Annotated in this window: 28 protein-coding genes; 21 read left to right on the top strand and 7 right to left on the bottom strand. The window is 73.9% G+C overall.

From position 1 onward, the window contains the following. Positions 1-89: 89 nt before the first annotated feature. Complete coding sequence (locus tag IE326_RS01435; RefSeq protein ID WP_150235424.1) at positions 90-701, top strand: TetR/AcrR family transcriptional regulator; 612 nt, start codon at positions 90-92, stop codon at positions 699-701. A gap of 202 nt (positions 702-903) precedes the next feature. Continuing rightward, positions 904-1,236 (top strand): PqqD family protein, encoded by a 333-nt coding sequence (locus IE326_RS01430; RefSeq protein ID WP_150235423.1) that lies wholly within the window; start codon positions 904-906, stop codon positions 1,234-1,236. Between the two features lie 67 nt (positions 1,237-1,303). Here the strand turns inward: IE326_RS01430 and IE326_RS01425 are convergent, their stop codons facing one another. Together IE326_RS01425 and IE326_RS01420 are read right to left on the bottom strand one after the other, a co-directional pair. Beyond that, positions 1,304-1,948, bottom strand: a complete 645-nt coding sequence (locus IE326_RS01425; protein ID WP_150235421.1) for a response regulator transcription factor — start codon at positions 1,946-1,948, stop codon at positions 1,304-1,306. Continuing rightward, positions 1,936-3,237: a sensor histidine kinase gene (locus IE326_RS01420; RefSeq protein ID WP_229915161.1), complete on the bottom strand. Its 1,302-nt coding sequence runs from the start codon at positions 3,235-3,237 to the stop codon at positions 1,936-1,938. The genes IE326_RS01425 and IE326_RS01420 overlap by 13 nt, the downstream gene beginning before the upstream one ends. A gap of 180 nt (positions 3,238-3,417) precedes the next feature. Here IE326_RS01420 and IE326_RS01415 point away from each other — a divergent pair, with 180 nt between their 5' ends. The 10 genes from IE326_RS01415 (at position 3,418) to IE326_RS01370 (ending at position 12,866) form a co-directional block, all read left to right on the top strand. Further along, positions 3,418-4,485: a fatty acid desaturase family protein gene (locus tag IE326_RS01415; protein WP_190040588.1), complete on the top strand. Its 1,068-nt coding sequence runs from the start codon at positions 3,418-3,420 to the stop codon at positions 4,483-4,485. A gap of 103 nt (positions 4,486-4,588) precedes the next feature. Next, complete coding sequence (locus IE326_RS01410; protein WP_150235416.1) at positions 4,589-6,025, top strand: DEAD/DEAH box helicase; 1,437 nt, start codon at positions 4,589-4,591, stop codon at positions 6,023-6,025. 163 nt (positions 6,026-6,188) lie between these two features. Continuing rightward, on the top strand, positions 6,189-7,460 hold the full coding sequence (gene pcaDC / locus IE326_RS01405) for a bifunctional 3-oxoadipate enol-lactonase/4-carboxymuconolactone decarboxylase PcaDC (protein ID WP_190040587.1): 1,272 nt from the start codon (positions 6,189-6,191) through the stop codon (positions 7,458-7,460). Positions 7,461-7,502: 42 nt separating this feature from the next. Then, positions 7,503-8,135, top strand: coding sequence for an MBL fold metallo-hydrolase (locus tag IE326_RS01400; RefSeq protein WP_190040586.1), 633 nt, complete (start codon positions 7,503-7,505; stop codon positions 8,133-8,135). A 45-nt stretch (positions 8,136-8,180) separates the two neighbouring features. Beyond that, positions 8,181-8,960: an exodeoxyribonuclease III gene (locus IE326_RS01395; protein ID WP_150235410.1), complete on the top strand. Its 780-nt coding sequence runs from the start codon at positions 8,181-8,183 to the stop codon at positions 8,958-8,960. Positions 8,961-9,068: 108 nt separating this feature from the next. Then, entirely contained in the window at positions 9,069-9,506 is a 438-nt protein-coding gene (locus IE326_RS01390) for a DUF6278 family protein (protein ID WP_150235408.1), read from the top strand. A gap of 153 nt (positions 9,507-9,659) precedes the next feature. Beyond that, on the top strand, positions 9,660-10,403 hold the full coding sequence (locus IE326_RS01385; RefSeq protein WP_150235406.1) for an amino acid ABC transporter ATP-binding protein: 744 nt from the start codon (positions 9,660-9,662) through the stop codon (positions 10,401-10,403). Between the two features lie 14 nt (positions 10,404-10,417). Next, on the top strand, positions 10,418-11,341 hold the full coding sequence (locus tag IE326_RS01380; protein WP_150235404.1) for a glutamate ABC transporter substrate-binding protein: 924 nt from the start codon (positions 10,418-10,420) through the stop codon (positions 11,339-11,341). A 17-nt stretch (positions 11,342-11,358) separates the two neighbouring features. After that, entirely contained in the window at positions 11,359-12,003 is a 645-nt protein-coding gene (locus tag IE326_RS01375; RefSeq protein WP_190040585.1) for an amino acid ABC transporter permease, read from the top strand. Then, positions 12,000-12,866 carry an amino acid ABC transporter permease gene (locus IE326_RS01370; RefSeq protein ID WP_190040584.1) on the top strand — a complete coding sequence of 289 codons (867 nt, stop codon included), beginning with the start codon at positions 12,000-12,002 and terminating at the stop codon, positions 12,864-12,866. The genes IE326_RS01375 and IE326_RS01370 overlap by 4 nt, the downstream gene beginning before the upstream one ends. Before the next feature lie 58 nt (positions 12,867-12,924). Here the strand turns inward: IE326_RS01370 and IE326_RS01365 are convergent, their stop codons facing one another. Then, on the bottom strand, positions 12,925-14,478 hold the full coding sequence (locus IE326_RS01365) for a CocE/NonD family hydrolase (protein ID WP_190040583.1): 1,554 nt from the start codon (positions 14,476-14,478) through the stop codon (positions 12,925-12,927). Between the two features lie 197 nt (positions 14,479-14,675). Between IE326_RS01365 and IE326_RS01360 the strand changes: the two genes are divergently transcribed. Continuing rightward, entirely contained in the window at positions 14,676-15,917 is a 1,242-nt protein-coding gene (locus IE326_RS01360) for a cytochrome P450 (RefSeq protein WP_190040582.1), read from the top strand. On the opposite strand, the gene IE326_RS01355 is transcribed toward IE326_RS01360, so the two are convergent. The 3 genes from IE326_RS01355 to map form a co-directional block, all read right to left on the bottom strand. After that, on the bottom strand, positions 15,883-16,614 hold the full coding sequence (locus IE326_RS01355; protein ID WP_150235396.1) for a hypothetical protein: 732 nt from the start codon (positions 16,612-16,614) through the stop codon (positions 15,883-15,885). The genes IE326_RS01360 and IE326_RS01355 overlap by 35 nt on opposite strands. Before the next feature lie 84 nt (positions 16,615-16,698). Continuing rightward, on the bottom strand, positions 16,699-17,190 hold the full coding sequence (locus IE326_RS01350) for a hypothetical protein (RefSeq protein WP_190040581.1): 492 nt from the start codon (positions 17,188-17,190) through the stop codon (positions 16,699-16,701). 64 nt (positions 17,191-17,254) lie between these two features. Beyond that, positions 17,255-18,022 (bottom strand): type I methionyl aminopeptidase, encoded by a 768-nt coding sequence (map, locus tag IE326_RS01345; RefSeq protein ID WP_190040580.1) that lies wholly within the window; start codon positions 18,020-18,022, stop codon positions 17,255-17,257. Between the two features lie 51 nt (positions 18,023-18,073). On the opposite strand from map, the gene IE326_RS01340 reads away from it, so the two are divergent. Together IE326_RS01340 and IE326_RS01335 are read left to right on the top strand one after the other, a co-directional pair. Continuing rightward, positions 18,074-18,325 (top strand): helix-turn-helix domain-containing protein, encoded by a 252-nt coding sequence (locus tag IE326_RS01340; protein WP_150235390.1) that lies wholly within the window; start codon positions 18,074-18,076, stop codon positions 18,323-18,325. 116 nt (positions 18,326-18,441) lie between these two features. Further along, positions 18,442-18,741, top strand: a complete 300-nt coding sequence (locus tag IE326_RS01335; RefSeq protein ID WP_150235388.1) for a hypothetical protein — start codon at positions 18,442-18,444, stop codon at positions 18,739-18,741. Between the two features lie 66 nt (positions 18,742-18,807). On the opposite strand, the gene IE326_RS01330 is transcribed toward IE326_RS01335, so the two are convergent. Then, positions 18,808-19,473 (bottom strand): NAD(P)-dependent oxidoreductase, encoded by a 666-nt coding sequence (locus IE326_RS01330; protein ID WP_190040579.1) that lies wholly within the window; start codon positions 19,471-19,473, stop codon positions 18,808-18,810. Between the two features lie 65 nt (positions 19,474-19,538). Between IE326_RS01330 and IE326_RS01325 the strand changes: the two genes are divergently transcribed. From IE326_RS01325 to IE326_RS01300, 6 genes are all read left to right on the top strand, one after another. Then, positions 19,539-20,018 (top strand): winged helix-turn-helix transcriptional regulator, encoded by a 480-nt coding sequence (locus tag IE326_RS01325; protein WP_190040578.1) that lies wholly within the window; start codon positions 19,539-19,541, stop codon positions 20,016-20,018. A gap of 164 nt (positions 20,019-20,182) precedes the next feature. Further along, entirely contained in the window at positions 20,183-21,358 is a 1,176-nt protein-coding gene (locus tag IE326_RS01320) for an alginate lyase family protein (protein WP_190042122.1), read from the top strand. Between the two features lie 11 nt (positions 21,359-21,369). Beyond that, positions 21,370-21,762 (top strand): PPOX class F420-dependent oxidoreductase, encoded by a 393-nt coding sequence (locus tag IE326_RS01315; protein ID WP_190040577.1) that lies wholly within the window; start codon positions 21,370-21,372, stop codon positions 21,760-21,762. A 137-nt stretch (positions 21,763-21,899) separates the two neighbouring features. Next, entirely contained in the window at positions 21,900-23,213 is a 1,314-nt protein-coding gene (locus IE326_RS01310; RefSeq protein ID WP_190040576.1) for a UL36 very large tegument protein, read from the top strand. 200 nt (positions 23,214-23,413) lie between these two features. Next, entirely contained in the window at positions 23,414-24,253 is an 840-nt protein-coding gene (locus tag IE326_RS01305; protein WP_150235380.1) for a nitrilase-related carbon-nitrogen hydrolase, read from the top strand. Next, on the top strand, positions 24,250-25,530 hold the full coding sequence (locus tag IE326_RS01300; protein ID WP_150235378.1) for an aspartate aminotransferase family protein: 1,281 nt from the start codon (positions 24,250-24,252) through the stop codon (positions 25,528-25,530). The genes IE326_RS01305 and IE326_RS01300 overlap by 4 nt, the downstream gene beginning before the upstream one ends. The last annotated feature ends 13 nt before the right edge of the window (positions 25,531-25,543 follow it).

Below are 25,543 nucleotides of genomic sequence, written 5' to 3'. Positions count from 1 at the left end.
TCTAAGAGGGCCGTCTGAGACAGAAGTAAGAGACATCTGTCTGATACGCATGTCTGTGACAAATGTGCGACCAAGGTTAGGATGCAACTGTGGGAAATCGAGAAGACCTGCTGGTCGGTGCCAAGAAATGCCTGTACGAGCGCGGGTACGCCCGCACCACGGCGCGTGACATCGTCGCCGCGTCCGGTGCGAATCTCGCCTCCATCGGCTACCACTTCGGCTCGAAGGAGGCGTTGCTCAGTGCGGCGGTGATCGAAGCGTTCGAGGAATGGGGGCAGGAGCTGCGCCGCATCCTGGAGGAGGCGGCGGACCCCACGGTCGACGCCGCCTGGGAGCGCGTCACGGAGTTCTTCGTGACGCACCGCCCCCTCCTGCTCGCCAGCATCGAGGCGTTCGCCCAGGCCGACCGCGTCCCCGGGCTCCGCGAGCAGCTGGCCGAGATGTACGAGCGGGCCCGGATGGCCCTGGCCGCCCCGCTCACCCCCCACCTCGGCGACTCCGCCGCCGACCGGACCCTGTGGCTGGTGGGCTCCTTCCACCTCGCCCTCGTCTCCGGCCTCGGCCTCCAGTGGCTCCTCGACCCGGAGAAGGCGCCGACCGGCGAGGAGCTCGCCCAGGCGATGCGCATCTTCGTCGGCGCCGTCGGCCCCGCGGGGGCACCCCCCGCCGGCAGCCCGGTCGGCGCCGGCACCGCCGACTGAGGCGGAGCCGCCGGCCCGACGGGCGGGCCCCGCGGGCCGGGGGGTGGGAGAAACTCCCCCCGGCACGGGGGGCGTGACCCGGTTTCCGCCGGACCTCGGTCGGCCCTACCCTGGCATCCTCACGCAGGGCGACCGCGCATGCTCGGGGAGCAAGGGGTTCCGGCAAGCGCCGCCGGCAGCCGCGAGCAACGAGGAGCGTGTGGTGGAAGACGACGACCTGTGGACCAGAGTGAGGCCGACGCCCGGCGTGACCGGGGAGGTCACCGGCGACGGGGGGCTCGTGCTGCGCTGCACGGTCACCGGCCGCTGCTGGAGGAGCGGCTCCGACACCGCGGCCATGTGGATCGCCCTGCAGCAGCACCGGTGGCGGCTCGCCCCGGCGGCGGTCCACCTCGGCCGGGTGTGGGCCATGGACCCCCTCCTGGTCAGGGTCGCCCTCGGCCGCTGGGTCGAAGAGCTCCAGGCCCACGGCGTGGTCGAGGAGGAACCCCCGCTGCCCCCCGGCCCGCGCCCCGGCTGCGCCGCCCGGGACTAGGGCCGGCCGGGACCGGGGCCGGCCGGACGCCCGGCGCCTGCCGGGCGTCACAGGCCGTCATGGGCCGTCAGAGGTTGAGGTGGGCGAGCACCGCCAGCACCCGGCGGTTGTCGTCGCAGGACTGGGCCAGGCCCAGCTTCCCGAAGATGTTGTTGGTGTGCTTGCTCACCGACTTCTCCGCGATGTTCATCTGCCGCGCGATCGCCGCGTTGCTGCGCCCCTCGGCCATCAGCCCCAGCACCTCCCGCTCCCGCGCCGTCAGCGCCTCCACCGTCCCCCGCGTCTCGTTGCGGGCCAGCAGCTGGGCGACGACCGAGGTGTCCATGGCGGTGCCGCCCGCCGCCACCCGCCGCACCGCGTCCACGAACTCGCTCACCTCGAAGACCCGGTCCTTCAGCAGGTAGCCGATCCCGCCCCGGTGGTCGGAGAGCAACTCCCGCGCGTACAGGTGCTCCACGTGCTGCGACAGCACCAGCACCGGCAGCCCCGGCAGCTCGCGGCGCGCCCGGGCCACCGCCTGGAGCCCCTCGTCGGTGAACGTGGGGGGCAGGCGTACGTCGACCACCGCGACGTCCGGCCGGTGCTCCAGGAGCGCCCGTAACAGGTCCGGCCCGTTGTCCACGGCCTCGACGACCTCGAAGTCGTTCAGCGTGAGCAACTGGATGATGCCCTCCCGCAGCAGGGCCAGGTCCTCGGCGATCACAACACGCACGGCAGCTCCATCCTCACTGTGGTGGGCCCTCCCACCGGACTGTCCACTTCCAGGGTCCCGTCGAACGGCGCCAGCCTGCGGCGCAGCCCGTCCAGCCCCCCGCCCTCCCTGGCCACCGCGCCCCCCGCCCCGTCGTCGCCGACCACCATGGTCAGCCGCTCCCCGGCGTAGCCGACGCGGACCCACGCCGACGTGGCGCCGCTGTGTTTGGCGACGTTCGCCAGCGCCTCCGCCACCGCGAAGTACCCGGCCGACTCCACCGGCGCCTGGGCGCGCCCCGGCAGGTCGACGTCGACCCGCACCGGTATCGGGAGGTCGAGCGCGAGCGCCCGGACCGCGCCCTCCAGACCCCGCTCCGCCAGCACCGGCGGATGGATCCCCCGCACCAGGTCCCGGAGTTCGGCGAGCGCCTGCGCACCGGCCTGGCGCGCCTCCACCAGCAGCCGCCGCGCCACCTCCGGATCCCGGCCCAGCAACTGCTCGGCCAGACCCAGCTTGATCCCGACCGCCACCAACCGGGCCTGCGCGCCGTCGTGCAGGTCGCGCTCGATCCGCCGCAGCTCCGCGGCCTGCGCGTCCACCGCGGCCGACCGGGTCTCGGTCAACTCGACCACCCGGCGCGACAGATCGTCCTTCGCGGTGGGGGCGAGGAGCCGGCGCGTGACCCTCGTGTAGGTCCGCAGCAGCCGCTTCCCGCTCCAGAAGCCCAGGAACAGGATCCCCACGCCCTGGACGAACGCGAGCACCGCCATGGGCCGGCTGTGCACCGGCCAGGTCAGGCCGTAGCCGTAGAACTCCTCCATGTACGGCCAGAAGAACGGCGTGGCCACCACCCCGTGGATCCCGTAGATGATCAGCCACGCCGGCAGCAGGCCGAGGACCAGCCCCAGCGGCGCGTCGATCAGCAGCCACAGCAGGTCCCGCCAGGTCGCCGGATCGGTCACGAGCCGCCGGTAGTACCGGATGCTGCTCGGCACGTCGAGCGGCTCGAAGTCGTCCACCGGATCGGGGCGGTACGGACGGGGCACGCGCACCCCCCACCACTCGCGCAGGAACCGCCGGTGCATGTCGGCGAACCCGCGCACCGCGAGCAGCGCGATCGGCAGCGTCAGGACACCGAGGCCCACCGGCGTCACCCCGAACGAGGCCACCGAGAGGGCGAGCAGCGGAACCGCCCCCAGCTGCGAGAGGAACGCCAGTGCCAGACCGCGCCTCGCGGCCACCAGCCCCTCGACCAGCCAGGGACACAGCTCCGCGCGGACGCGCTGTCGTAACCGGGTCGGTGTCACGGGTCCAGCAGCTCCCGGCTCCAGTCTTCGGTCTCCCCGCGGCCCGCGCACGGGTCCCGCTCCCCACCGAGGGTACGTCAGAGGGCCCGGCGGAGGGCCCGCAAGGGGGAGTTAACTCCCCCTGGAAGAGGGGTGCTGGGCGGCTGCCGACGGCCGCCGCCGATCCGCAGACTTCTTCCCATGAGCACAGAGTTCGCGACGACCACGGACGTCCCCACCACCAGCGGGGCCCCCACGCGGCGGCCCGCCCCCGGTGCCAGCGACTTCGCCCGGCTGAGCCGCCGGATGGCCGCGGAGGGCCTGCTGGACCGCCGGCCCCTCTACTACACGGTGCGCTTCGGCCTCGTGCTCCTCGCCTTCGCCGGCGGCTGGTACGCGCTGTTCGCCCTCGGCGACACCTGGCTCCAGCTCGGACTGGCCGCGGCGATGGCCGTCGTCTTCGCGCAGGTCGCGCTGATCTCCCACGACCTGGCCCACCGCCAGGTGTTCAGCCGCCGCCTGCCCAGCGAGATCGCCGGACGCGTCGCCGCCAACCTCCTCATGGGCATGAGCTACGGCTGGTGGATGAACAAGCACACCCGCCACCACGCCAACCCCAACCACGAGGAACGGGACCCCGACGTGGCCCCCGACATCCTCGTCTGGTCCAAGCGCCAGGCCCGCGAGGCGAGCGGACTGGCCCGGTTCATCGGCCGGCGGCAGGCGTACCTCTTCTTCCCGCTGCTGCTCCTCGAAGGGCTCAACCTCAGCTTCAACAGCTTCCGCGCGCTGCGCAGCCCCACCATGAAGCGGCCCGTCCTGGAGGGCGCCCTGCTCGTCGCCCACTTCGCCGCCTACTTCGGCGCCGTGTTCGCGGCCCTCCCCGCCGGCAAGGCGGTCGCCTTCCTCGCCGTGCACCAGGCACTGATCGGCGTCTACATGGGATGCGTCTTCGCCCCCAACCACAAGGGCATGCTGATGGTGACGCCCGGGATGAAGCTGGACTTCCTCCGCCGCCAGGTCCTCACCTCCCGCAACGTCCGGGGCGGCCCGTTCGTCGACACCCTCATGGGCGGCCTGAACTACCAGGTCGAGCACCACCTCTTCCCGAGCATGCCGACCCCCGCGCTCGGCCGCGCCGCCGAGATCACCCGGGCGTTCTGCGAGGAGGAGGACATCCCCTACTACGAGGTCGGGCTGCTCCGCTCGTACCGCGAGATCCTGGGCCACCTGCACCGGACGGGGGAGCCCATCCGCGAGGCCCGCTGACGGGCCCGCCCACCGGCCGGCGGCCGGGACCCCGGCGCGGGGGCAAGCCCCCGTACCCCGCCTCCGGGGCCCCGGCCGCCCTCCTTGACCCACAATGGAACCCATGAACAGTTCAGCCCGCCCGGACCGCACCCCTCGCCCCACCGCCGCCGAGGAGGACTTCGCGCGCCCGGCAGGCCGCACCCCCGGCCTCCCCGCCGTCGCCTCCTTCGACGAGCTGGACCTGCCCGCGGGGGTGCGGAAGGTGCTCGCCGAACAGGGCGTCGTGACGCCCTTCCCGATCCAGGCGGCGACCCTGCCGGACGCCCTCGCCGGGCGGGACGTGCTGGGCCGGGGCCGTACCGGGTCCGGCAAGACCCTCGCCTTCGGGCTGCCGCTCCTCGTGCGCACCGCGGGCCGCCGGGCCGAGTCCCGCAGGCCCCGGGCGCTCGTCCTCGTCCCCACCCGCGAGCTGGCCCAGCAGGTCACCGACGCGCTCGCCCCGTACGCCCGGGAGCTGGGGGTGCGGACGGTCACCGTGGTCGGCGGCATGTCGATCGGCCGGCAGGCCACCGCGCTGCGCGAGGGGGCCGAGGTCGTGGTCGCCACCCCCGGCCGCCTCGTGGACCTCGTCGAGCGCAAGGACGTCCGCCTCGACCAGGTGGCGATCACCGTCCTCGACGAGGCCGACCAGATGGCCGACCTGGGCTTCACCGACCAGGTCACCGCCCTGCTCGACCTGGTGCGCGAGGACGGCCAGCGCCTGCTGTTCTCCGCCACCCTCGACCGCGGCGTCGATCTCCTGGTCGAGCGCTACCTCCACGACCCGGCGGCCCACTCCGCCGACCCCACGGCCGCCGCCGTCGACGGCATGGAGCACCGGGTGCTCCAGGTGCACGGCGCCGACAAGTTCGCCACCGCCACGGAGATCGCCGCCCGCGACGGGCGCACGATCATGTTCCTGTCCACCAAGGCGTCCGTCGACCGCTTCACCGCGCACCTGCGCGGCAGCGGCGTCCGCGCCGCCGCCCTGCACGGCGACAAGTCGCAGCCGCTGCGCACCCGCACCCTGGAGCGGTTCCGCAGCGGCGAGGTGACTGTCCTGGTGGCCACCAACGTGGCCGCGCGCGGCATCCACGTCGACGAGATCGACCTCGTCGTGAACGTCGACCCGCCGGCCGACCACAAGGACTACCTGCACCGCGGCGGCCGCACCGCCCGCGCCGGCGGCTCCGGCACCGTCGTCACCCTGGTCCTGCCCGACCAGCGCAAGGACGTGCTCCGGCTCATGGCGGACGCGGGGCTCCGGCCCCGGGTCACCCAGGTCCGCTCCGGCGAGGCGGAGCTCACCCGCCTCACCGGAGCCCGGGCGCCGTCCGGCGTCCCCGTCGACGGCGCCGCCCCCAGCGCCGAGCGCCCCAAACGCGGCGGCGCGCAGTTCCGCGGCATGGGCACCGTCCCCGGCAAGCCCGGCCGGGCCAAGAACGAGTCCCGCCGCTCCGCCGAGGAACGCAAGCTGGCCGAGGCCCGCCGGGCCGCCCGCGTCCGCCGGGGCCACTGACACCCCCGTACGCCGGGCCCGTACGCCTGCCCCGCGCACGCCGGGCGCCGGGCTCTCACGTCTGCCCCCGTACGCCGGTCCGCGGGGCTCCCGTACGCTCTCCCGGCCACCGAATTCCGCCCCGGCGCTCCGCCGGGGCCGAAGGGATGAGAGGGTCGGGCGAGTGAGCGAGACACCGACGAACACCCTGCAATACCGAGTCGACGGGCCCGAGGACGCGCCCGTCCTGGTCCTCGGCCCCTCGTTGGGCACCACCTTCCACATGTGGGACCGCCAGGTCCCGGAGCTGACCCGGGACCGGCGGGTGGTCCGCTTCGACCTGCCCGGACACGGCGGCGCGCCCGCCCAGCCCTTCACCTCCGTCGCGGAACTCGGCGACCGGCTCCTCGCCACCCTCGACGTCCTCGGCGTCCAGCGCTTCGGCTACGCCGGCTGCTCCCTCGGCGGCGCCGTCGGCCTCGACCTCGCCCTGCGGGCCCCGCACCGGGTCGCCTCGCTGGCGCTGGTCGCCACCGCGCCGCGCTTCGGCACCGCCGACGAGTTCCGCCAGCGCGGGGTCGTGGTCCGGGCCAACGGACTGGAGCCGATGGCCCGCGCCGCGCCTGAGCAGTGGTTCACCCCGCACTTCGCCGCCAACCAGCCGGCCATCGTCGACTGGGCCGTCCAGATGGTGCGGACCACCGACGCCTCCTGCTACGTCGCCGCCTGCGAGGCCCTCGCCGTCTTCGACGTCCGGGCCGCCCTCGGCTCCATCGGCGTGCCCGCGCTCGTCCTGGTCGGCTCCGAGGACCGGGTCACCGGCCCGGCCGAGGCCCGCACCCTCGTCGCCGGCATCGCCGACGCCAAGCTCGCCGTCGTCCCGGGCGCCTCCCACCTCGCCCCGGTCGAGCAGCCCGCGGCCGTCACCGACCTCCTCCTGGAGCACTTCTCGGCGACCGGCCACGACCCCAGCGGCACCCTCGCCGCCCTGCCGCCCGTGCCCCCGGCGGCCCCGGTCCCGGCCGAGCCCGCCGCCGCCCCGGCCGCCCCCGAGGACGGCGAGGAGCCGCCGGCCGGCCGCCCCGACCCGTACGACGCGGGGCTCGGGCTCCGCCGGGAGGTCCTCGGCGACGCCCACGTCGACCGGGCGCTCGCCGACGCGACGGCGGCCGACTTCCAGGAGCTGGTCACCCGCTACGCCTGGGGCGAGGTCTGGGCCCGGGAGGGCCTCGACCGCCGCACCCGCAGCGTCGTCACCCTGACGGCGCTGATCGCCGGCGGCCACCGGGAGGCGCTCGCCGACCACACCCGCGCCGCCCTGCGCAACGGCCTGTCGCCCGCCGAGATCCGCGAGATCGTGCTGCACACCGCCGTCTACTGCGGCCTGCCGGCGGCCGAGACCGCGCTCGGCACCGTCGGCCGGGTCATCGAGGAGGAGACCACGCCGCCCGCGTAGCGCGCCCGGGCCGGGCCCGCACGCCCGGCGTAGGGTGAGGCCGTGAAGCTGACGAAGAAGTCCCACGCCTGCGTCCGGCTGGAGAAGGACGGGCGGACGCTCGTCCTCGATCCGGGGATGTTCACGGAGGAGGACGCGGTGCTCGGCGCCGACGCCCTCCTCGTCACCCACGAGCACCCGGACCACTTCGACGAGGGACGGCTGCGCGCCGCCCTCGACGCGAACCCGGCCGCCGGGCTGTGGACGCTGCGCAGCGTCGCCGACCGGCTCGCCCCCGCCTACCCGGGCCGGGTGCACACGGTCGGGCACGGGGACGCCTTCACCGCGGCGGGCTTCGACGTCGAGGTCCACGGCGAGCTGCACGCCGTGATCCACCCGGACATCCCCCGGGTCACCAACGTCGGCTTCCTCGTCGACGGCGCGGTCTTCCACCCCGGCGACGCCCTCACCGTCCCGGGCCGCCCGGTGGACACTCTGCTGCTGCCGGTCATGGCGCCGTGGAACAAGATCTCCGAGGTGATCGACTACGTCCGCGAGGTGCGGCCGCGCCGGGCGTACGACATCCACGACGCGCTCCTGACCGACCTGGCCCGGCCCATCTACGACCGGCAGATCGGCGAGCTCGGCGGCACCGACCACCAGCGGCTCGCGTCCGGCGCCTCCGCCGAACTGTGAGCGCGCCCCGGGCCGCTGTCGGTGCCCGCCAGTAGGCTGGGCGTCATGCGCATCGCCACCTGGAACGTCAATTCGATCACCGCCCGGCTGCCCCGCCTGCTGGCCTGGCTGGAGAGCAGCGGCACCGACGTGCTGTGCATCCAGGAGACCAAGTGCGGCGCCGAGCAGTTCCCCGCGGAGCAACTGCGGGAGCTGGGCTACGAGTCGGCGGTCAACGCCACCGGCCGGTGGAACGGCGTGGCGCTGCTCTCCCGCGTCGGCCTCGACGACGTCGTCTCCGGCCTGCCCGGCGGCCCCGAGTACGACGGGGTCCAGGAGCCCCGCGCGGTCTCCGCGACCTGCGGCCCGCTCCGCCTCTGGTCGGTCTACGTGCCGAACGGCCGGGAGCTCGCCCACCCGCACTACGCGTACAAGCTGCGCTGGCTGGAGGCGCTGAGGGCGGCCGTCGCCGAGGACGCGGCCGGCGCGCGGCCGTTCGCCGTGCTCGGCGACTACAACATCGCCCCGACCGACGCCGACGTCTGGGACGTCTCCGTCTTCGAGGGCGGCACCCACGTCACCGAGCCCGAGCGGGCGGCCCTCGCGGCCCTGCGCGAGGCCGGGCTCTCCGACGTCGTCCCGCGCCCCCTCAAGTACGACCACCCGTACACGTACTGGGACTACCGCGAGCTCGGGTTCCCGAAGAACAAGGGCATGCGCATCGACCTGGTGTACGGCAACAAGCCCTTCACGGAGGCCGTGCGGGACGGTTACGTCGACCGCGAGGAGCGCAAGGGCAAGGGCGCCTCGGACCACGCGCCGGTCGTCGTCGACCTGGACCTCTGAACGGCTCCGCGCCCTGACCGCCGCCGGCCGCGGTGACCTGCGGATCGTTCGATAACGATCTCAGCGTGCCGGGTGGTGGACCGGCGGTGACGGTGCGACGCTGTTCCGATGAACATCCCGTTTCTCGACCACTGGCGCAAGCGGCACGAACCCGACCCCTCCCCGCTGGCCGCGGCCTTCGACCGCGACCCCGAGGGCGTCGGCGAACTGCTCGCCGAATGCGAGCTGCTGCGCGCCCGGGTCGAGGCGGCGGGCGTCCGGCTCGACGACACCCCGCGCTCGCTCCAGGAGCTGGACCAGCTCCCGCCGCGCTGGCGCGACGACGCCGAGGAACTGCCCTGGTTCGGGAACGACGCGGGGCTCTACCTCGGCACCGTCATCGTGCGGAACGTGCCCGGGGCCCACTGGCAGCTGTGGCCGGGCGGCGGGCCCGTCGTCGTCCTGGAGTCCGGCCGGGAGGTCCCGGTCGTCGAGTACGGCGTCGAGTGGGCGATGACCGGGGCGCCCGAGCTGTCCCAGGTGTACGCCGAGGCCGCCGAGCAGTGACCTTTCGGCAGCCGGGCGCCCCCGGCTCCGGCTGCCGTAAATACGGCTAATACCGGCTTGCCCCCTTTCGTGCGTGTCGGGCGTGAAGTCCCTTTTTCCGGCGGATAGTTTGCGCTGTCTCGACACACCGCCGACCAAGGGGCAGGGCAGCGCATGACCGGCGATCCGCTGATCGAACTGCGTGACGTGAACAAGCACTACGGCACGCTGCACGTCCTCCAGGGCATCGACCTCACCGTCGACCGCGGCGAGGTCGTCGTCGTCATCGGCCCCTCCGGCTCCGGGAAGTCCACCCTCTGCCGGGCGATCAACCGCCTGGAGACCATCGAGTCCGGCGAGATCCGCATCGACGGCCGGCCGCTGCCCGAGGAGGGCAAGGAGCTGGCCAGGCTCCGCGCCGAGGTCGGCATGGTCTTCCAGTCCTTCAACCTCTTCGCCCACAAGACCGTCCTCGCCAACGTCTCCCTCGCCCAGACGAAGGTCCGCGGCCGCAAGCGCGACGAGGCCGACCGGCGCTCCCGCGAACTCCTCGACCGGGTCGGCCTCGCCGCCCACGCCGACAAGTACCCCGCCCAGCTCTCCGGCGGCCAGCAGCAGCGCGTCGCCATCGCGCGCGCCCTCGCCATGGACCCCAAGGCCCTCCTCTTCGACGAACCGACCTCCGCCCTCGACCCCGAGATGATCAACGAGGTCCTGGAGGTCATGCGGCAGCTCGCCCGCGACGGCATGACCATGGTCGTCGTCACCCACGAGATGGGCTTCGCCCGCTCCGCCGCCAACCGCGTCGTCTTCATGGCCGACGGCCGGATCCTGGAGGACCGTGCGCCCGAGGAGTTCTTCACCGCCCCGCGCAGCGACCGCGCCAAGGACTTCCTCTCCAAGATCCTCTCGCACTGACCGGGACGGGAACCATGCAGCGTACGCACCGACGCCTGGGCGCCCTCGCCCTGCTGCTCGCCGCCGCGGGCCCCCTGCTCACCGGCTGCGGCCGGCCCGGCAGCCCGCCCGTCAAGGGCCCCCAGCCCGACCGGCTGCCCGTCTACACCGTGGAGTCGGCCTTCACCCTGCCGGACTCGCCCACCTGGAACCGGGCGAAGAAACGCGGCCGGCTGATCGTCGGCGCCAAGGAGGACCAGCCGTACCTCGGCGAGAAGGACCCCGCCACCGGCCGCTACTCCGGCTTCGACATCGAGATCGCCAAGATGATGGCCGCCTCCCTCGGCTTCGACCCGGCGACCGGCGTCGACTTCCGCACCATCGCCTCCGCCAACCGCGAGACCGCCCTCCAGAACGGGCAGATCGACTACTACGTCGGCACCTACACCATCAACGACAAGCGCAAACAGCTCGTCGGCTTCGCCGGCCCCTACTACCAGGCCGGCCAGTCCCTCCTCGTCCGCACCGACGAGGACGGCATCCACGGCCCCCAGGACCTCGACGGCAAGCGGGTCTGCTCGGCGGCGGGCTCCACCCCCTACCAGCGCATCCAGCAGGACTACCCGAAGGCCGAACTCGTCGCCTACGACACCTACTCCATCTGCGTCGACAACCTCCTCACCTACCAGGTCGACGCCGTCACCACCGACGACACCATCCTCATGGGCTACGCCGCCAAGGTCCCCGACGAACTGAAGCTCGCCGGGAAGCCGTTCTCGAAGGAGCCGTACGGCATCGGCGTGCCGCGCGGCGACACCGCGCTCCGCCTCGCCCTCGACGACGCCGTCGCCGCGCACGAGAAGAACGGCGACTGGAAGAAGGCGTACGACGCGACCCTCGGCCTCTCCGGGGTCCCCGCCCCGAAGCCGCCGCCCATCGACCGCTACCCGGCCAACTGAGGACCGCCACCGCTGACATGGACGTACTGACAGAGAACTTCTCGCTCTACGCCGAGGGTTTCCTCGGCACCCTCGAACTCACCGTCTACGCCTCGGCGCTCGCCCTCGTCCTGGGCTTCGTCATGGCCGCCTTCCGGGTCGCGCCCGTCGGCTCCTTCCGGGTCTTCGGCACCGCCTGGGTCACGGTCCTGCGCAACACCCCGCTCACCCTGCTGTTCTTCGCGGTGATGCTGGGCCTGCCCCGCTTCGGGATCGTGCTGCCCTTCGAGCTCTTCGCGGTCCTCGCCCTGGGCTGTTACACCTCGGCCTTCATCTGCGAGGCGCTGCGCTCCGGCATCAACACCGTCCCCGTCGGCCAGGGCGAGGCCGCCCGCAGCCTCGGCATGAGCTTCACCCAGACCCTCGGCACGGTCGTCCTGCCGCAGGCCTTCCGCTCCGTGATCCCGCCGATCGGCTCCACCCTGATCGCCCTCGCCAAGAACTCCGCCATCGCCGGCGCCTTCAGCGTCACCGAACTCCTGGGCACCTACAAGACCCTGAGCGAGCTCGGCTACGACATCATCTGGACCTTCGTCTGGATCGCCGTCGGCTACCTGATCATCACCCTCGCCATCAGCGCGGTCTTCAACGTGCTGGAGAAGCGCTGGGGGGTGGCCCGATGAGCCGTGCGCCGCGGCCCAGCGCCCTCTACGACCTGCCCGGCCCGCAGACCCGCCGCCGGCACCTCCTCTACGGCCTGGCCTCCACCGTCGTGATCCTCGGCATCGCCGCCTGGATCCTCCACCTCCTCTTCGACACCGGCCAGTTCACCGCCGTGAAGTGGCGGCCCTTCCTCTACGAGGGCATCCAGGAGCTGCTGCTCAAGGGTCTCGGCAACACCCTGAAGGCGTTCGCGCTCGCCGCCGTGTTCTCCCTGGCCCTCGGCGCGGTCCTCGCCACCGGGCGGCTCTCCGACCACCGGCCGGTGCGCTGGATCGCCACGCTGCTCGTGGAGTTCTTCCGGGCCATGCCCGTCCTGGTGATGATCTTCTTCATCTTCGTGGCGCTCAAGGTGCAGCCGCTGCCCGCGCTCGTCGCCGGACTCACCCTCTACAACGGCTCCGTGCTCGCCGAGGTCTTCCGCACCGGCGTGCACGCCGTGCCGCGCGGCCAGGGGGAGGCGGCGTACGCGCTCGGCATGCGCAAGACCCAGGTCATGACCTGGGTCCTGGTCCCGCAGGCGGTCCGCGCGATGCTGCCCGCCATCATCAGCCAGCTGGTGGTGGCCCTGAAGGACACCTCGCTCGGATTCCTCATCACCTACGAGGAGTTCCTCCACGCGGGCAAGCTGATCGCCTCCAACCTCGACTACGACCTGCCGTTCATCCCCGTGGTCCTGGTGATCTCGCCGATCTACATCGGCATGTGCATGCTGCTGTCCTGGCTGGCCGGCTGGGTCGCGCGGCGGGAGCGCCGCGACCCCCGGACGAAGGGGGTGGACGTCGCTCCCGCCGCACCGGTGACCACGCTGCCGGGCCGCGAGTGAGAGCCCCCGTCTGAGGGCCCCGCGCGGGCCCGGGACCACGGACCGGCGGCAGCCGTGATCACTCCTCCCGCAGAGGCACCGAGACGTACGAGGGATCGGACGCGGGGGAGGAGAAGGTCAGCTGCGCGCCGGCCGGGTTGTGCGCGATGTAGAGGGGGTCGACGGTGTCGACCACCAGCGCGAGACGGTGACCGGCCGGCACGTCGTAGGCGGTGGAGAACAGCTCCAGGTCCACGGCGAACGGCCGGCCCGGCGTCCGGTCGTGGAAGGTGTACGGGGCGTTGCTCACCAGCTTCCCGACGCCGAGCGGGCCCACGTCGTAGAGGTACGCCACGAAGGTGCCGCTCGACTTCGTGGGCGTGACCGTGGTGTGCAGCAGCGGGGTGCCGCGCACCTCGGCCCCGGCGTCGTACCGCCCGGACTGCCAGACGGCGGCGAAGGAGCGGGGGAGGAGCGGCACGGAGACGGCCGGCGGGGTCCGGGCCAGCTGGTCCAGCAGGTTGCTGAGGAGCACGACGCCGCCGTCGGCACCGGAGTCCACGCCGGTCCAGACGTGCTCGGGGTCGTCCAGGGCGATGCGCTCGCGGTGCGCGCCCACGGACTTCCAGTCGGCGTAGCCCTCGTAGCCGCCGTCGGACCGGGGCTTGAGCCGGACCGGCTGCTCGCGGTCGACGCCGTTGTCGGCGCCCTTGAGGTACCGGTCGAACCAGCGGTGGGCGCTGGTCCAGGTGTCGTTGGGCAGTCCGAGGATGCCGGTGGCCTCGGCGGTGGCGTGGTCGCCGGGGCGGAACTCCAGCCGCTTCGGGCCCGTCAGCTTCTCGTAGAAGCTCGCGTACTGGTTGGGCGGGAAGATGGTGTCGCCCCAGGCGTTGCCGAGCATGATCGCGGCGCCGTTGGCGTTGATCCGGTCGAGGTACGTGCCGGCCGACCGCTGCTTCCCCCAGGCGATCATCTCGTCCTCCTGGTCGAGGTTCGAGGAGAGGAAGTCGCCGAGGACCTTCTTCAGTTCGGGCCCGGGACGGCCGGTGAGGTATCCGGCCCCGCCGAGCAGGGCGGCGGCCTGGAGGTGCTGGGTGCGGCCGCTGTAGATGGATTCGATGAGGTCGGCCCAGCCGCTGAGCGCGGCGACGGCCTTGATCCGGGAGTCGTGCGCGGCGGCGAGCAGCGAGATGCCCGCGCCGTAACTCACCCCGGCCATGCCGACCTTGTCCGGGTCGGCCGGAGTGTGGGCGAGCGCCCAGTCGATCACCTTGGAGGCGTCGGCGACGTCTCTGGGACCTGCGGTCTCGATCTCGCCGCCGGACTCCCAGAAGCCGCGCGAGTTGTAACTCACCACGACGTAACCGGAGTCGGCGAGCTTCTGCGCCTGCGCCAGGTACTCGACCTGTGGCATGGCCCAGCTGGTGGGCAGCACGATCACGGGCAGCCGGGCCGAGTCGCCGGCCCCGGCCGGGGTGACGACGTTGGCCTTGAGGACGGTGCCGCCGTCTCCGGCGATGTCGACGAACCGGATCGACGCGCCGCTCGCGGCGGCCTGGGCGGCGGGCGCCACGGACAGGGCCGTCCCGGCCACCAGGGCGGCCGAGACGGCGAGGGCCAGGGAAGTACGCACGGGCCACTCCTCGATGGGGGGTCACTGATGGGGGGCAGTGAGGTGGCCCGACCGTAACGGCGGCGTGCTACCCGAGGTAACCAGTCGGTAAGTTACGTGCGGGTAACGATTGGGGTGCCCGCTCCCTCCGGGGCGTCCGGGCCGGAGCGGGTCCGTCGTGGTGGACAGGCCCCCGCCCCCGCCCCCAGGCTGGAGCCGTGCAGCAGCCGACGGACCTTCCCGATGTCTTCGACCCCCGGATCCACGCCGCCGGGCCGCCCCACGACGCCTTCCGCGAGCTGCGCGACCGGGCGCCGGTCGCCTGGCAGGAGGAGCGGGCGGTGCTCGGCTGGCCGGCCGGGCCCGGGTTCTGGGCGGTGACGCGGCACGCCGACGTCGTCCGGGTGCTCAAGGACGCGCGGACGTACTCCTCCTGGGCCGGCGCCACCCAGATCCGCGACCCCGACCCCGCCGACCTGCCGTTCATCCGGCGGATGATGCTCAACCAGGACCCGCCGGAGCACGGCAGGCTGCGGAGGCTCGCCGGCCGGGCCTTCACGCCGGGACGGATCGCGCGGTTCGAGGAGACCGCCCGCGCGCGGGCCAGGCAGCTCCTGGCGGCGGCGGTCGGGGAAGGCGGCGAGGTCGACCTCGTGCGGGGCGTCACCGACGACTACGCGCTGCTCAACCTCACCGACCTGCTCGGTGTGCCCGCGAGCGACCGGGGGCTGCTGCACGCCTGGACCGAGCGGGTCATCGCCTACCAGGACCCGGACGAGCCGCCCGTCCTCGGCGCGGACGGGAAGCCGGTGAACCCCCGGTCGCCCGCCATGCTCGCCGAGATGTTCGCGTACGCCCAGGAGCTGGCCGCGTACAAGCGGGAGCATCCGGCCGACGACCTGATGACCGCCCTCGCCACCACCGAACTGGCCGACGCCGAACTGGAGATGTTCTTCTTCCTGCTCACCGTCGCCGGGAACGACACCGTGCGCGCGGCGGCCCCCGGCGGGGTGCTCGCCCTCGCCAGGAACCCGGGGGAGCGGCGGAGGCTGTGGCGGGGTGAGGCCGGCGTGGACACTGCCGTGGACGAACTCCTGCGCGTCCACCCGCCGGTGCTCTCCTTCCACCGCACCGCCGCCCGCGCCACCGGACTCGCGGGGACCCCGATCGCCGAGGGCGACAAGGTCGTCGTCTTCCACGTCTCCGCCAACCACGACGAACGCGTCTTCCCCGACCCGCACCGGCTCGACCTCGGCCGCCGCCCGAACCCGCACGTCTCCTTCGGCGACGGCCCCCACGTCTGCCTCGGCGCCCATTTCGCCAGGCTGCAACTCCGGGTTTTCTACGAGGAGCTGCGGGACTCCTGCGGTGACGTCGAGCTCGCCGGGGAGCCCCGGCGGCTCGTCTCCAACTTCATCAACGGGATCAAGTCGCTGCCGGTACGGCTGCGGGAGCCCTGAGCGCCGCCCGCGTCACGTCGGCCACCAGCTCGACCACGTCGGGGCCGTACGCCTGGGAGTTGACCACCCGCAGCAGCAGGACGAACGAGCCGCCCCGGTGGGTGCGGGCGAGCCGTTCGTGGTGGCGGGCCAGATAGCGGGTCGCCGCCTGGTTGGTGATCGCCCGCTGCCCGCAGAAGAGGAAGACCGGGCGGCCGCCCTCGCCCGCCGTGATCCGGGCGAGCACCACGTACTCGACCGCGCCCGGGTCCATCAGGTACCGCTCGCCGCCGATCTCGATCGCGCCCCGCTCCTCGACCGGGTCCGGTTCCGTCCGCATGGTCAGGCCGGGCAGCAGGGAGCCGAGGTGGGCGGCCATCCGCCTGTTCGACCCCGGGCCGCCGACGCAGAACTCGGTGCGGTCGCCGAAGCCCAGGTGCGTCCGGTCGTGCTGGACGATCTGGGCCTGGGCCCCGCAGTCCTTCACCAGGGCGGCGAGTTCGAGCAGCGCGAAGACGTCGAAGCGGTGCACCGCCCCGTCCCCGCCCGCCTCCCGGTTGACCACGAGCAGACACTCCGCGTGGTCGGGCAGGCCGAAGAACGCCTGCTTGCGGCGGAGCCGGCGGCGCCACGCGTACGTCCGGGTGAGCCATCCCAGGGACGCGCTGACGCCGGTCGCCAGCACGCCGAGCACGATGTTGCGCAGGTCCTCGTCCATAGGGGCGCATGCTAGCGGCGGCCGGGCAGCCGTTCGAGGGGGTGGGGGAGGAGGTCCGGCGCGGAAAGGCGCGGTGACGCGGCGTCAGGGACGGGGGAGGCCCATGCGGCGGGCGAGCGCCGCCACGCCCCGGACCATCAGGCCGTCGCAGATCTGCCGCGGGGTGACGTGGTTGCTGCGGTGGTCGTCGTGCACCTCGTACAGCAGGGCGTGGAGCAGCTGCTCCTCGCGCGCGGTGGCCCGGGCGGGCAGCGGCGTGTCCCGCCACAGCGCCGCGACGTCCGCCGGCGAGACGGGCCGGGGCAGCCCGCAGGCCAGGGGGCTGGGCTCCTCCGCCAGGCCGAGCGCCCCCAGCGCGACCGACCTCTCCGACAGCTCGCGCCGGAACGCGACCCGGCCGGCCGCCTCCGGCGCCACCGCCCGGACCGCCTCCTCGGCCCGGCCGACGGTCGGCCCGTCCGTCCAGACCAGCGTCGGCACGTCCCCGGTCTCCACGGCCAGGGACGCGCCGAGCCGCTCGCCCAGCGCGGCGAGGGCCTCCGCCCCGAGGGCGCGTCCTTCCGGCTCCTCCGTCATGCCGCGAGTCTAGGCCAGGCCGGGATCCCCCAGAAGGCGCCCGCTCCCCGCCCGCCCCCGGCGGCTACGGGGCCGTCAGGACGCGCGGGCCCGCCTCGGTGACCGCGACCGTGTGCTCGGCGTGTGCGGCGCGCGAGCCGTCGAGGGTGCGGATCGTCCAGCCGTCCCGCGCCGTGTAGTGGTCGTCCCCGCCGCCCCCGATGAGCATCGGCTCGATCGCCAGGACCATCCCGGCCCGCAGCCGCATCCCGCGGCCGGGACGCCCCTCGTTGGGCACGCCCGGGTCCTCGTGCATGGCGCGGCCGATGCCGTGCCCGCCGAAACCGTCCGGGACGCCGTACCCGGCCTTCCGGCAGACGGTGCCGATCGCGTGCGCGATGTCCCCGATCCTGTTGCCGACGACCGCCGCCGCGATGCCGGCCGCCAGCGCCTCCTCGGCCGCGGCGATCAGCCGGACGTCCTCGGGGCGGGCCTGGCCCACGGTGAAGCTCACCGCCGCGTCCCCGGCCCAGCCGCGCAGCAGGGCGCCGCAGTCCACCGAGACCAGGTCGCCGTCGGCGAGCCGGGTCCCGTCCGGGATGCCGTGCACGATCGCGTCGTTGACGGAGACGCACACGACGGCGGGGAAGGGCGTCGGCGCCCACTCCGGGAGGTAGTCCAGGAACGGCGAGCCGGCGCCGGACTCCGCCAGCACCTCCCGGGCCGCCCGGTCCAGCGCGGTGGCCGGCACGCCGGGCGCCGCCGCCGCACGGGCCGCCGCCAGGGCGCGGGCCACCACCCGGCCCGCCTCGCGCATCTCGGTCAGGTTCTGTTCGGTCTTGATCTCCACCATTCCCATTACTATACCGGTATAAAAATGGGGTCGGTCCCGTAGAGTGGGGGCATGGTGCGCACCCCCCTCACCCCGGAAGAGCGCGAGCGCGGCGAGCGGCTCGGGCGGCTGCTGCGCGACGCCCGCGGCGAGCGTTCGATGGTCGAGATCGCCGCGGCGGCCGGCCTGTCGGCCGAGACCCTCCGCAAGATCGAGACCGGCCGCGCCCCCACCCCGGCCTTCTTCACCGTCGCGGCCCTCGCCGGCGTCCTCGACCTGTCGATGGACGACCTGGTCGCCCACTGCGCCCTGCTGGCCGCCTGAGCCGGGCGCCGAGTGGCCCCCGTCCCGCCGGGGGAGGAGGCTGGAGACGAGTACGTCCGGGTGGACCGAGGGCGTACCGCGCGCCGCCTCCGCCCGGCCGGGAGAAGGGCTGAGCCATGCGCATGCTTCTGAAGGTCGAGATGGACACCGCGGCCTCCAACGAGGCCATCCGGGAGGGCAGCATCCAGGGGCTCATGCAGGAGGCGGTCGGCCGGATCCGACCCGAGGCCGCCTACTTCACCGTCGAGAACGGCTGCCGCACCGGCTACTTCTTCTTCGACCTGACCGAGACCTCCGACCTGCCGGCGATCGCGGAGCCGTTCTTCATGCGGCTCGGCGCCAGGATCCACTACTCGCCGGTGATGAACCCCGACGAGCTGGCCAAGGGGCTCGCCGCGATCACCACCCGGGGCTGAGCCCCGGCGGACCGGCCCTCGCGGAGCCTTGCCGGACCGCGTCGGACCGGCCCCGCCGGACCGTGCTCAGACCGAGACCGCGAGCTGGACCCGGCTGTGGCGGGGCGTCTCGATCTCGTCGAGCAGCGCGAGCGCCAGGTCGGCGTGCGCGATCCGGCCGGGGCCGTCCAGCGCCGTCCCGACCGCCGTCCGGTAGCCGCCGGTCCGCTCCGCCTCCGCGTCCAGGTCCATCGGCGGCACCACCATCAGCCAGTCGAGCTCCGGCCCCGCCCGGGCCGTCAGCAGGTCGAACTCCACGACGTGGCCCTGCGCGAAGGCCCGCCACTCGGCCGGGAAGTCCGGCGCGTCCATCGGACGCACGTCCGGAGCGTCCGCGAGCCCGAGGGTGACGGCGATGCCGAGGGTGAGCAGCCGGCCCACCCCGGCCGCCGTCAGGCCGGCGACCAGCGCCTTCGTCGTCGCCCCGAAGTACTCCTCCGACGGTACGTCGAGGCGGACGGAGGCGTGCACGGCCGCGTCGTGCCCGGCGGCGAGCGCCGCCACCGACCCCGGGTCCGTCACGTCGCCCCGTACCACCGCCACGCCCGGCCGCTCCAGGTCCGGGTGGCGCGCCGGGTCGCGCACCACCGCCGTCACCCGGTGGCCCCGGGCCGCGGCCTCCGCCACGGCCGCCCGGCCGACCCGCCCGCCGGCGCCGAACACGATGATCCTCTTGCCGCTGTCGATGTCCATGGGCGCGACGGTAGGAGGAGGACCCCCGGTTACTTCAACGGTACCGGCGCGGCTACCGTCGACCCATGAGCGAGCGACCGGCCGGACCACCCGCCGAACCACCGGCCGAACCACCGGCCGAAGGAACGGCCGAAGGGACGGGCGCGCGGCCGCCGGACGGCGAACGGCCCCCGATCCGCGTCGCGTTCGGCGGACCGGACTGCGCGGACGACGCCGTCCAGCCCTTCCGCGTCGGCGACAAGTGGACCGGGCACGTGCTGCGCTGCCTGGAGGACGGCACCGCCCGCCGCTTCGGCGAACTCCGCGCCGCACTGCCCTGGATCACCCCCAAGGTCCTCACCGAGACCCTGCGGTCCATGGAGCGCAGCGGCTTCCTCGCCAGGACCGCGTACGAGGAGAACCCGCCGCGCGTCGAGTACGCCCTCACCCCGCTCGGCCGCTCCCTCTTCGGACCGCTCGACGCGGCCTGCTCCTGGGCCCGCGCCCACGGCACCGCGATCGGCGACGCCCGGTCGGCGTACGCGGGGGACAGCCCGGTGGCGTAACAGCGGATGCGGCACCGGGCCCGCGGCCCCACCGTGGTGCCGTGCCTCCTCAGCCGCGTACCCGCCCGCCCCGTCCGCTCCACCCGGGCCGTCCGGCCCACCCGGCCCGCCCCCGTCCGCGCCGCCGCCTCCACCGCCGCGCGCTCGCCGCCGCCCTCGTCCCGCTGCTGCTGCTCTCCGCGGCGGCCTGCGGCGGAGGGGACACCGGGGACGGCGCGCGGGTCCCGCAGGCCGGCGCCGCCCCGGAGCGCTTCCGCCACCCCGGCGTCCTCGTCGGCGGCGCCCAGCTCGACGCCGTCCGGCGGCACGTCGCGGCCGGCGAGGAGCCCTGGGCCTCCGCCTACCGGGCGATGAGCGCCTCCGACTACGCCTCCCCCGACTACGTCCCCCACCCGGCCGAGACCGTCGCCTGCGCCTCCAACGCCGGCACCGAGGCGTGCGTCGCCGAACGCGAGGACGCCCTCGCCGCGTACACCCACGCCCTCATGTGGTCGGTCACCGGGAAGAAGGCGCACGCCGCGAAGGCCGTCGAGATCATGGACGCCTGGGCGCGGACCGTCAAGGAGCACACCCGCGACGACGCCGACCTCCAGACCGCCTGGTCCGGCTCCTCCTGGGCGCGCGCCGCCGACATCGTGCACGCCGGCTACCCCGCCTGGGACGGCGCTTCCGTGCAGCGCTTCAAGTGGATGCTGCGCAAGGCGTACCTGCCCGCCGTCACCGCCCGCGTCCCCGACCACAACGGCAACTGGGAACTGGCGATGACCGACGCGGCCATCGGCATGGCCGTCTTCCTGGAGGACCGGGGGCTGTTCGAGCAGTCCGTGCGCCGCTACCGCGCCCGCGTGCCCGCCTACTTCTACCTCGCCTCCGACGGCGTCCTGCCCAAGCCGCCGCCCGGCGGCACCATCGACACCGCCGACGAACTGGCGACGTACTGGTTCGGCCAGCGCACCTACCGCGACGGCCTCGGCCAGGAGACCTGCCGCAACTTCATGCACATCGGCTACTCGCTCGCCGCCACCGCCCACATCGCCGAGACCGCCTGGCACCAGGGCGTCGACCTCTACCGCGAGGAGGCCCCGCGGATCGCCGCCGCCCTGGAGTTCCACGCCCGCTACCAGCTGGGGGCCACCGTCCCGCGCTGGCTGTGCGGCGGCAAGGTCGAGCGCACCATGGGCCCCGACGTCGAGGTCGCCCTCAACCACCTCGAAGGCCGCCTGGGCATGCGGCTGCCGCAGACCGAGAAGCTCGCCGCGAGCCAGCGGCCCGGCGGCACCGACGACCTCTTCGTCGCCTGGGAGACGCTGACCCACGCCCGCAACCCCACCCCCGCGTAGGCTCGTCGGCCATGACGACCGACAGGACGACCGAAGAGCTGCGGCGCGGCCGCTACATCAGCCTCACCACCCACCGGAAGGACGGGACCGGCGTCTCCACCCCCGTCTGGTACGCCGTCGAGGACGGGCACGTGTACGTGTGGACCCGCGCCGACTCCTGGAAGGTCAAGCGGCTCCGCAACGACCCGAAGGTCGAACTGGCCGTCTGCGACGTGCGGGGCAACGTCCCCGGGGGCGCCGCCCGCCTTTCCGGCACCGCCCGGCTCGCCACGCCGGACGAGCTGGGCCGCATCCGGAAGATGCTCGCCCGCAAGTACACCTACCAGTTCTGGCTCGTCGACCTCCCGGCCGCGATCGTCCGCCGGGGGAAGCGCCCGCACGCCGGGATCGTCGTCACCCTGTGACCGCCCGGTACCGCACGGATGTGGTCCCCGGGGCACGGAAAGGAAAACGGTCCGTAGCCGTCCCGTAACACGCGTGCGGTGCAATGCCCTGCGGCGGACCGGAAGGTCCCCTTCTACCGCGGGGCAGGTGCGTACGCATGACGGTCACTCACATTCCCACAGAGATGGCGGACTTCACCCACTGGCTGGGCGGACTCGCCGCCCGCGCCGAGGCGTCGGGCGGCTGGTGGGCCGTCTTCGCCGAACGGGACCCGGACGGGCTGCGCGCCTGCCTCGACGGCACCGAACTGCTGCCCTGGGACGTCGTGGAGTCCCTCCTCCGGGACGCGGGCGAGGCGCCGGAGCCGGGGCGGGGACTGTACGAGGCCGCGGCCCTCGCCCACGACCGCAGACCCGGCGGCGCCGACGCCCTGGCGGCCCGCCGTGAGCTCATGGAACGCGAGCGCCGACACGCCGAGACCCGACTCCGCGAACTCGGCCGGCGGCCCGGCACCCCCGACCCCGGTGAAGCGGCCCGGCTGGAGCACGACCTCGCCTGGACCCGGGACGACCTCGCCCGCGCCACGGCCCGGATCGCCGACCTCGGCGAACGGCTCGGACGGCTCGGGCGGGCCGACCTGGGCGCCGCCCCCGGGGCCGAAGAACCCGTCCCCGCCCCCGCTCTCGCCCCCGCCGCTCCCGCGCCGGAGCGGCGGCGTCCCCGGGGCGCCCGGTACGCCTGGGCCGACGACGCCTCCGGAGGCCCCGAGCCCCGGCCCGTCCCCGACGCGCCCGCGCCGCCGGCCGCCGGTGCGGAGCCGCGCGGCGCCCGCTTCCGGCTCAAGCCCGGCCCGCGCACCGGCCCGGCCGCACCGCCCGCCACCGCCACCGCGTCCGCTTCTGCGCCTGCGTCCGCCGCCGCTTTTGCGGGGGCCGAGGAGGAGGCCGCCCGCGCCGCCGCCAACGCCGTCTACGCGATCCAGCGGCTGCGGGCCCAGGGGCGTACCGGCGAGGCGCACGCCCTGCTCTTCGAGGCACTCGCCGGGCCGGTCGGGCGGCTGCCCGCGCTCGCCGGGGAGCTCCACCGCGCCGGGCTCGGCGCGGACTGGGCCATCCTGCTCTGGGAGGCCGCCTCGCTGCCGCCCGCGCGGCTCGCCGCCGTCGCCGGGGCGCTCGCCGACGCGGGCCGCGCCGACGACTGCGAGCAGCTGCTCCGCCAGGGGCTGGCCCGGCCCGTCGAGGAGCTGGCCGGAGCCGTCGCCGCGCTGGTCGCGGAGCACCACGACCACGAGGCGCACGCGCTGCTCACCGCCTTCCTCCGGGTCCGCACCCCCGAGGAGGCGGCCCGGCTCGCCGCCGTGGACCCGGCGCTGCTGATGCCCCGGCTCGGCGCGGCGGCCCGCGCCCTCTCGCCCGCCGACGACCGCGCCCTGCGGCACGCGCTGAGGGTCGGCGGCGTCCTCGGGGCCTGAGGGCGGAACCGTACGTACGGGCAGCGGTCGGTACGTGTCGGTACGTGTCCGGTGTGGACCGGTCCGGTATGAAACATGATCGACCGCACTGCTTCCGGGCGGCGCTCTTGCTCCGGGGTGTGACGGGGCTTACGTTCTCCTCCTACGCACCGTGTCTACGGGCGTAGAGGCTCTTTGACGCCGCGCCGAAGGAGCTGCTCATGACCGTCGTACGCGCCGCCCTCGTCCAGGCGACCTGGACCGGCGACACCGAATCCATGATCGCCAAGCACGAGGAGCACGCCCGCGAGGCCGCCCGGCAGGGCGCCCGGGTGATCGGCTTCCAGGAGGTGTTCAACGCCCCCTACTTCTGCCAGGTCCAGGAGCCCGAGCACTACCGCTGGGCCGAGCCCGTGCCGGACGGCCCCACCGTCACGCGGATGCGGGAGCTCGCCCGCGAGACCGGCATGGTGATCGTCGTCCCCGTCTTCGAGGTCGAGTCCGAGGGCTTCTACTACAACACCGCGGCCGTCATCGACGCCGACGGCAGCTACCTCGGCAAGTACCGCAAGCACCACATCCCGCAGGTGAAGGGGTTCTGGGAGAAGTACTACTTCCGCCCGGGGAACGCCGGCTGGCCGGTCTTCGACACCGCCGTCGGCAAGGTCGGCGTCTACATCTGCTACGACCGCCACTTCCCCGAGGGCTGGCGCCAACTCGGCCTCAACGGCGCCCAGCTGGTCTACAACCCCTCGGCCACCCACCGCGGCCTCTCCTCCTACCTCTGGCAGCTGGAGCAGCCCGCCGCCGCCGTCGCCAACGAGTACTTCGTCGCCGCCATCAACCGCGTCGGCGTCGAGGAGTACGGCGACAACGACTTCTACGGCACCAGCTACTTCGTCGACCCGCGCGGCCGCTTCGTCGGCGACGTCGCCTCCGACAAGGAGGAGGAACTCGTCGTCCGCGACCTCGACTTCGGCCTCATCGAGGAGGTCCGGCAGCAGTGGGCCTTCTACCGCGACCGCCGCCCCGACGCGTACGACGGACTGGTGACGCCGTGAACAGCCTGCACGCCCGCCACCGCGCCGTCCTCCCCGACTGGCTGGCGCTCTACTACGACCGGCCGATCGAGATCACCCACGGCGAGGGCCGCCACGTGTGGGACGCCGACGGCCGCCGCTACCTCGACTTCTTCGGCGGCATCCTCACCACCATGACCGCCCACGCCCTGCCCGAGGTCACCAAGGCGATCGCCGAACAGGCCGGCCGGATCGTCCACTCCTCCACCCTCTACCTCAACCGGCCGATGGTGGAGCTCGCCGAACGGATCGCCACCCTCTCCGGCATCCCCGACGCCCGCGTCTTCTTCACCACCTCGGGCACCGAGGCCAACGACACGGCCCTGCTCCTCGCCACCGCGTACCGCGGCTCGAACCAGGTCCTGGCGATGCGCAACAGCTACCACGGCCGCTCCTTCTCCACCGTGGGCGTCACCGGCAACAGCGCCTGGTCGCCCACCGGCCTCTCCCCGCTCCAGACCCTCTACCTGCACGGCGCGGTCCGCACCCGCGGCCCCTTCGCCGGGCTCACCGACGAGCGGTTCACCGAGGCCGCCGTCGCCGACCTGGAGGACCTCCTCGGCCACACCCACCGCACCGCCGCCCTCCTCGCCGAACCCGTCCAGGGCGTCGGCGGCTTCACCTCCCCGCCGGACGGCCTCTACGCCGCCTTCCGCAAGGTCCTCGACCGGCACGGCGTCCTCTGGATCTCCGACGAGGTGCAGACCGGCTGGGGCCGCACCGGCGACCACTTCTGGGGCTGGCAGGCGCACGCCCAGGCCGGGCCGCCGGACATGCTCACCTTCGCCAAGGGCATCGGCAACGGCATGTCGATCGGCGGCGTCGTCGCCCGCGCCGAGATCATGAACTGCCTCGACGCCAACTCCATCTCCACCTTCGGCGGTTCGCCCGTCACCATGGCCGCGGGCCTCGCCAACCTCACGTACCTCCTCGACCACGACCTCCAGGGCAACGCCCGGCGCGTCGGCGGCCTCCTCATCGAGCGGATCCGCGCCGCCGCGGCCGGGGTCGGCCTCGTCCGCGAGGTCCGCGGCCGCGGCCTCATGATCGGCATCGAGCTCGCCGACCCCGCCACCGGCCGCGCCGCCCCCGAAGCCGCCTCCGCCGTCCTGGAGTCGGCCCGCGAGCACGGCCTCCTCATCGGCAAGGGAGGCGGCCACGACACCAGCGCGCTGCGCGTCGCCCCGCCCCTCTCGCTGACCGTCGCCGAGGCCGAAGAAGGCGCCGCGATCCTCGAACAGGCCCTCCGCTCCCTCTAGTCGGCAGGAGAGA

This window comes from Streptomyces filamentosus (assembly GCF_014654895.1).
Classification (GTDB): Bacteria; Actinomycetota; Actinomycetes; order Streptomycetales; family Streptomycetaceae; genus Streptomyces; species Streptomyces filamentosus.
This window is presented reverse-complemented; position numbering and strand designations above follow the sequence as displayed.